Source organism: Corynebacterium sp. (assembly GCF_052107835.1).
GTDB lineage: Bacteria > Actinomycetota > Actinomycetes > Mycobacteriales > Mycobacteriaceae > Corynebacterium.
In genome coordinates, this window is the sequence record NZ_JBQEDF010000019.1 from 43098 (window position 1) to 49173 (window position 6076).

At 67.5% G+C, this 6076-nt stretch carries 8 protein-coding genes and 1 pseudogene; 2 read left to right on the forward strand and 7 right to left on the reverse strand.

Features of this window, described 5'->3' with window-relative positions:
- Positions 1-540 (forward strand): annotated as a pseudogene (locus ACTIL2_RS06900) (DUF2993 domain-containing protein); the annotation flags it as partial.
- A gap of 10 nt (positions 541-550) precedes the next feature.
- Here the strand turns inward: ACTIL2_RS06900 and ACTIL2_RS06905 are convergent.
- Genes ACTIL2_RS06905 through ACTIL2_RS06920 form a run of 4 tightly spaced genes read right to left on the reverse strand, consistent with a single transcriptional unit; the run spans position 551 to position 3229 of the window.
- Entirely contained in the window at positions 551-1183 is a 633-nt protein-coding gene (locus tag ACTIL2_RS06905; RefSeq protein ID WP_442336715.1) for a 2-deoxyribose-5-phosphate aldolase, read from the reverse strand.
- Between the two features lie 46 nt (positions 1184-1229).
- Positions 1230-1556: a DUF2516 family protein gene (locus ACTIL2_RS06910; RefSeq protein ID WP_442336716.1), complete on the reverse strand. Its 327-nt coding sequence runs from the start codon at positions 1554-1556 to the stop codon at positions 1230-1232.
- A gap of 33 nt (positions 1557-1589) precedes the next feature.
- The gene (locus tag ACTIL2_RS06915) at positions 1590-2900 is read right to left on the reverse strand and encodes a DUF445 domain-containing protein (RefSeq protein ID WP_442336717.1); all 1311 of its coding nucleotides are present in this window, start codon (positions 2898-2900) and stop codon (positions 1590-1592) included.
- 53 nt (positions 2901-2953) lie between these two features.
- Complete coding sequence (locus tag ACTIL2_RS06920) at positions 2954-3229, reverse strand: DUF7218 family protein (RefSeq protein WP_442336718.1); 276 nt, start codon at positions 3227-3229, stop codon at positions 2954-2956.
- Positions 3230-3370: 141 nt separating this feature from the next.
- On the opposite strand from ACTIL2_RS06920, the gene ACTIL2_RS06925 reads away from it, so the two are divergent.
- Complete coding sequence (locus ACTIL2_RS06925) at positions 3371-4267, forward strand: SDR family oxidoreductase (protein ID WP_442336719.1); 897 nt, start codon at positions 3371-3373, stop codon at positions 4265-4267.
- A gap of 34 nt (positions 4268-4301) precedes the next feature.
- Here the strand turns inward: ACTIL2_RS06925 and ACTIL2_RS06930 are convergent, their stop codons facing one another.
- The 3 genes from ACTIL2_RS06930 to ACTIL2_RS06940 all read right to left on the reverse strand — a co-directional run bounded on the left by ACTIL2_RS06930 (position 4302) and on the right by ACTIL2_RS06940 (position 6071).
- A complete protein-coding gene (locus ACTIL2_RS06930) occupies positions 4302-4646 on the reverse strand; it encodes a hypothetical protein (protein WP_442336720.1) in 345 nt (114 codons plus the stop codon).
- Between the two features lie 212 nt (positions 4647-4858).
- Positions 4859-5191: a hypothetical protein gene (locus ACTIL2_RS06935; RefSeq protein WP_442336721.1), complete on the reverse strand. Its 333-nt coding sequence runs from the start codon at positions 5189-5191 to the stop codon at positions 4859-4861.
- Between the two features lie 130 nt (positions 5192-5321).
- Positions 5322-6071: a succinate dehydrogenase/fumarate reductase iron-sulfur subunit gene (locus tag ACTIL2_RS06940; protein WP_442336723.1), complete on the reverse strand. Its 750-nt coding sequence runs from the start codon at positions 6069-6071 to the stop codon at positions 5322-5324.
- Positions 6072-6076: the final 5 nt, after the last annotated feature.

Genomic DNA, 6076 nt, shown 5'->3' on the forward strand with positions numbered 1-6076 from the left:
GGTGGTGCCGAGGGTGGCGCCGACGCCGAGAACGCGCAGGACGACGGTGGCGCCCCGGAGGACGACAATCCGTTGGCCGGTGCCCTCGAGGGGCTGATGACGGTCTCCGGTGTGGAGATGAACCAGGACGCCAACACCATGGACGTCATCATCGGCGGCGGTCTGGCCACCCTGAGCATGACCCCGACCCTGCAGGACGACGGGCTCACCTTCGAGGTCGCCGACGTCCAGATCTTCGGCATGAGCCTGCCCGAGGGCCTGGCCGATGAGCTCACGAAGAACCTGGAGAGCTCGGTGAACGAGACCGAGGGGCTCCAGATCAGTGACGCACAGGTCACCCCCGAGGGCCTGAAGGTCCAGTTGCACGGTACAGACGTGAACCTCAACGACATCGACACGTCCGGTGGTCTCGGGGTCGGCGGCGACAGCGGCGACAGCGGCGGTGAAGATGGATCCCCCGACGGTGAGGGCGACGGCGCGGGAGCCGGTGGCGGTGCCGACGAGGCATCCACCGACCTCGCGCTCGGCCTCGCCCGCTAGGGCACCCCGGTCACAGGATGGTCGTCAGTGCGGAGGCGTCCACGCACACACGATCCGCGCCGGCGTCCCGGAGTGCTGCCACGTCCTCCAGTGAACAGAGCGCCACCGAGGACCTGGACTTCACCTTCACGGATGTCCCCGACACGGCGTCGGCCATGATCTCCACGGCCCCCACCGCCGCCACCACGTAGTCGGCGCCGGCGGTGACGGCGGCGCGGGCCAGCGTCCGCAGTGCCTCCTCCGGTACATCGCCCTCCACCGCGCCACGGCCGGCCATTCCTACGGACCCCGCCCCCACCGTGAGCACCGCCGGGTACGGTACGGCCTCGCGCAGCGTGACGATCTCGCTGATCAACGCGTTGAGGTCGCCTGTGCCGTCGTCCCCGCCGAACACGTGGGCCGGGTCGAGCACCACACCGACCTCGACGGCGCCATTGGCCACCGCCATGTGCGCCTCGCTGGCCTTGATCAGGCTGTGGTGCTGGCCGGTGGGATGCCCCGCCACCGACGTAAGGCGCACGCCCTCCGCTGCCCCACGCAGCGGGAACATCGTGGGCGGCAGGCACACCGCGCCGAGTCCCTCCCGTCCGACCCGGTCGATCAGCGACAACGCATCCTGCCGGGTGGGTTGGGGATCCAGCAACGATACCTCCATGGCCCCCCGGGCGTGCCGGTGACGATCCAGTGGGTCACCAGTCACTGGAGTTGTCCAGCACGTCGCGGATCGACGGGCGGATGTCCTGCCAGTAGATCCCGACGATCACAGCACCCACGATCCAGATCATCGAGATCAGCGGCCCCAGGATCAGTACTCCCAGCGCCGTCCCCCCGAGCAGCAGCAGCCAGTTCTGCTTGGAACGGTCGATGACCATGAAGGCGTCGTCACGGGTGATCGCGACCTGGATCGCTCCCCAGACGGCGGCGATGACCACGATGGCGAGAACGAGCAGCTGCAGATAGCCTGCAAATCCACCGCCACCGAAAACGCGAAATCCGAGTTCCAATAAGGGGTCCATGGTCCACGAGTCTAACCGACGCCACCGGCACCGCTACATCAGCGTGAACAGGACCTCGCTCACCGTGTAGATCGCCAGCCCGGCCAGCGCCCCGACGACCGTGCCGTTGACCCGGATGAACTGCAGGTCCTTGCCGACCATCAACTCGATCCGGTCGCTGGCCTCGTCCGCGTCCCAACGCTCCACTGTCTCGCCGATGATCCCGGTGACCTCCCCCGCGTAGTTCTCCGCCAGGTAGGACGCCCCGCCGACGATGCGCTTCTCCAGTGATTCGCGCAGCTCCGGCTCCTCGCGTACACGGGTGGCGAACTCGGTGACCCACTGGACGATCTTCCGGCGCAGGACGGAGTCCTCGTCCCGGGCCATCTCGGTGAGCGTCGAACGGATGGACTCCCACAGGGTCCCCGGGAGCGCCTGGACCGTCCCCGACCCCATGATGTCCGCCTTGAAGTTCTCCACCCGGGTGATCATCACGGAGTCGTGCTGCAGGTCCTGGGCGAGCTGGTTGATGAACTTCCGGATGGCGTGGCGGGCCTCGTGCTCCGGGTCATTGCGGACGTCACCGGTGAACTGGACCAGCTCCTTGTGCACCTTGTCGCCGACCAGGTCGCGGACGAACTGTGGCGCCCACGACGGGGTGCGCTCGTCCAGCAGCCGCACGACCAGGTCCTCGCTGCTGTTGGCCTTGTCGTCCAGCCACACCACCACCGCGTCCACCACGGGCTCGGTGCGTCCTTCGGCGATGAGTTGCTCGAGGCCCCGCCCCAGCGGCGGACCCCACGTGGGTTCGGAGATCTTGTCGATGATCAGGGTCCGCAGCAGCTGCTCCGCCTCCGCCGGGTCCACCCCGTTGACGACCAGGTCGACCAGCCGTGCAGCTTCCCTGCCGGTCCGTTCGGCGCCACCGTCATCGAGGACCCAGTCCGCGGCCCGCTCCGGGATCCTGGCCTGGCGCAACTTCTCGGTGATCAACGCGGCGTTGAGGAAGTTCTCGCCCACGAACTCACTGAGGGCGTGGCCGACCTGGTCCTTCTTCCGCTTGATGATCGCGGTGTGCGGGATGGGGATGCGCAGCGGATGCCGGAACAGGGCGGTGACCGCGAACCAGTCCGCCAGGGCGCCGACCATGCCCGCCTCACTGGCCGCACGGACGTACCCGGTCCACCCGCCGTCGCGTCCGGTGGCCTCCAACCAGCGGCAGACCAGGTAGATCAGCGTGGCGAGGACCAGGAGACTGGTCGCGAAAGCCTTGTGCCGGCGCAGGTCACGCCGACGGGCCGCCTCGGATTCCGGGGCGGGTCCGGGGACGGGCAGCGTGTTGAGGGGATCGGTTGCTGTACTCACGGGTTCCAGTATCCCAGGCGGGACGCATGCCGGTGGGTTTTGGTTGATCCGGGTCAGGAATCGCGGAGGGCGTCGATGAGTTGCTGCTTCGTCATGGAGGAGCGCCCGCTGACACCGAGGTCCCTGGCACGGTCATAGAGATCGTCCCTGGTCCAGTCCTCGTACCGTGGCGACGTCCCCCCGCGGCGGCCGACCGCCGAACGCGAGGAGCCAGCCGCTGCGTTGGCGATTCGTGCCGCTTTGCCCTTCGACGCGCCTTCGTCACGGAGACGCTCGTACACAGTGTCGTCCTTCACCGATGGGCCCGGGTCCGGCTTCTTGCGTGCCACGGGTATCACCTCCGTAGTGACGGGAGCTCTGTCACACCCCGACCGTACGCCCCTCCCCAACACCCCTTGCGTGTGTGTACCGCAGGCGTACCCTCGACGACCTGGTACGCCGAGTTTCCACCCCAAGGAGGTGCACCAACCGTGTCCCGTGACCAACTGACCGTGACCGACCCCGTCCACCGCTTCGACGACATCACGCCACCGGAGCAGCACCAGACCGAGCCCGGCCTGGACGCCGAGATGATCCCCTCCGCCGACCATGGCGAGGAGACGTACCGCGGAACCGGACGCCTGGAGGGCCGCAAGGCACTGATCACCGGCGGTGACTCCGGGATCGGGGCCGCCGTCGCCGTCGCCTTCGCGCGTGAGGGCGCCGACGTCGCACTGAACTACCTCCCCTCCGAGGAGAAGGACGCCCGCCACATCAGCGACGTGATCGAAGAGGACGGCCGACGGTGCGTCCTGCTGCCGGCGGACCTGTCCGACCCGGATGTCGCCGGGTACCTCGTGGAGGACGCGGTCTCCCACCTCGGCGGCCTGGACGCGCTGGTCAACAACGCTGGACGCCAGATCGCCGTCGGCAGTTTCGAGGCGCTCACCGACGAACAGCGCCACGAGACCTTCGAGACGAACATCCACGCGATGTTCCGGGTCACCCAGGCTGCGCTCCCACACCTGTCGGCTGGCTCGACCATCGTGAACACCACGTCCATCCAGGCGTACGTCCCCTCGCCACACCTGATGGACTACGCGACAACGAAGGCGGCGATCAACAATTTCACCAAGAGCCTCTCGGAGGAAATCGCCCCGCGGGGCATCCGGGTCAACGCCGTCGCGCCGGGGCCGGTCTGGACTCCACTGCAGCCCTCCGAGGGGCAGCCGATGGAGGTGCTCACCAACTTCGGAAAGAACACTCCCCTGGGCCGCGCGGGCCAGCCCACCGAGGTTGCCCCGGCGTACGTGTTCCTCACGTCGCCGGAATCCAGCTACGTGGTCGGCTCGACCATCCACGTCAACGGCGGGCAGGCGAGCCCCTGAGTCCGGCGGAACCGTGCGGAAGCCATCGCCGCGGTCAGTGGATCCGGCCGGTGGCCTCCTTGTACCTGCGGTAGCGGGCCCGTCCGACATGGATACTCAGGCCACCGCCCACCAGCATGACCAGGCCGAGGACGAGGGAGACCCAACCGATGACATCACCGTTGTCCTGGGTCTGCGGACTTCCCCAGAGCCCGTAGGTGGTGAATCCGTAGATGGCCGCGCCGAGAATGCCCAGCGAGCTCAGGATCAGCCCCATGCCCAGCCAGGTCCACCCCTGCAACAACGAGGAATGGTGCGAGTCCCAGCTGCTCGGAACGTAGCCGTCCAGGTAGATCGGCTCTCCCCCGTAGACCCCCACAGGATTGTCGTTGCTCTTCACGGCTCCTCCTTCACAAGGTGGATCGTTCGAGACCCCGCTGTTCGGCGGGAGGCGGATGAACCGCCGTCACTTCTTTTCTACCCCTGAAGGACGCCCCTGTGAAGTGTCCCCCGTGACCGCCCCTCCACAGCAGAACGGACCCGTACCCCGGTGAAGGGGTACGGGTCCGTCGTCCACGGTGGTGTTCCGCGGTGGAGGTGCCGGTCTACCGGCTAGTGAACCCGGCCGGTGCGCTTCTTGTAGTCGCGGTACTTGCTGCGCCCGAGATGCATCGCGAAGAACCCCCCGAGCAGGAACACGAGGGAAACCACCAGGCCGATGATGCCGATCGTGACCCCGTGCTCCTGGGCACCCACGCTGTCGGCGGCGAAGCCGAAGACGAAGACGCCGGACAGGTAGGTGCCCACCAGGATCAGCCCCATGGACATCCAGGTCAGGCTGCGCTGCAGGGAGGAATGCTGGGAGTCCCAGCTGGAGGGCACGTAACCGTCAAGGTACTCGGGCTCCCCGGCGAACATGACCTCGGAGTCGGCGTGAGCGGACATTGGTTCCTCTTTCATCGTGTGCTCGTGACAGATTGAATCCTAGTGCACACCGGGCCCGGGGACCGAGTCGTCCCGGGACCGGGATGCCCCGGATTCCCCCGCACGGGTGGGGCGTGTGCGGGGACGGGGACTAGTCGTCCTTGCCACGGAGCGCGGCGCGGGCACGCTCCTTCGTGATGGCGGCGACGGCGGTCAGCGGGATGCCGGCCGGGCAGACGTCGGCGCACTCGCCGTACAGCGAGCACGGGCCGAAGGTGCCCTCGGCCTCGTCGACCATGTTGACGGCACGGCGGCCGCGTTCCATCAGCCCCATCGGGGACAGTGTCATGTGCACCAGCTTCGCACCGGTGAACAGGTGGGACGCACCGTTCGGGCAGGCTGCCACGCAGGCACCGCAACCGATGCAGGCGGCGTGGTCGAGGGCGAGCTCGGCGTCATGGTGGTTGACCAGGAGGCTGTCGGCGTCCGGGGCGGTACCGGCGCCCATCGAGACGAAGCCGCCCTTCTCCATCACGCGGTCCAGGGCGGACCGGTCGACGACCATGTCCTTGATCACCGGGTAGGACGCGGAGCGCAGCGGCTCCAGCTTGATGGAGTCACCGTCATTGAAGCTGTAGAGGCGCTGCTGGCAGGCCGGCTTGTTCTTGTCCGGCCCGTGCGGACGCCCGTTGACCATCAGGCCACAGGTGCCGCAGATGCCCTCACGGCAGTCGGAGGCGAAGGCGAAGGGTTCCTTGCCGTCCTCGACATACATCGTGTTGACGTGGTCGAGCAGCTCCAGGATGGACATTTCCTGTTCGGCATCGGGGATATCCACAGCCTCGAAGTGACCCTCCGAGGTGTGGTCCGCCTGACGCCAGATCTCAAGATGCAGTTTCATTACTT

Bases quoted from the DNA above. Each gene is read 5' to 3' on its own strand.
- ACTIL2_RS06935 (WP_442336721.1), bottom strand. From the start codon at position 5,191: ATGTCCGCTCACGCCGACTCCGAGGTCATGTTCGCCGGGGAGCCCGAG.
- ACTIL2_RS06910 (WP_442336716.1), bottom strand. From the start codon at position 1,556: ATGGACCCCTTATTGGAACTCGGATTTCGCGTTTTCGGTGGCGGTGGA.
- ACTIL2_RS06940 (WP_442336723.1), bottom strand. From the start codon at position 6,071: ATGAAACTGCATCTTGAGATCTGGCGTCAGGCGGACCACACCTCGGAG.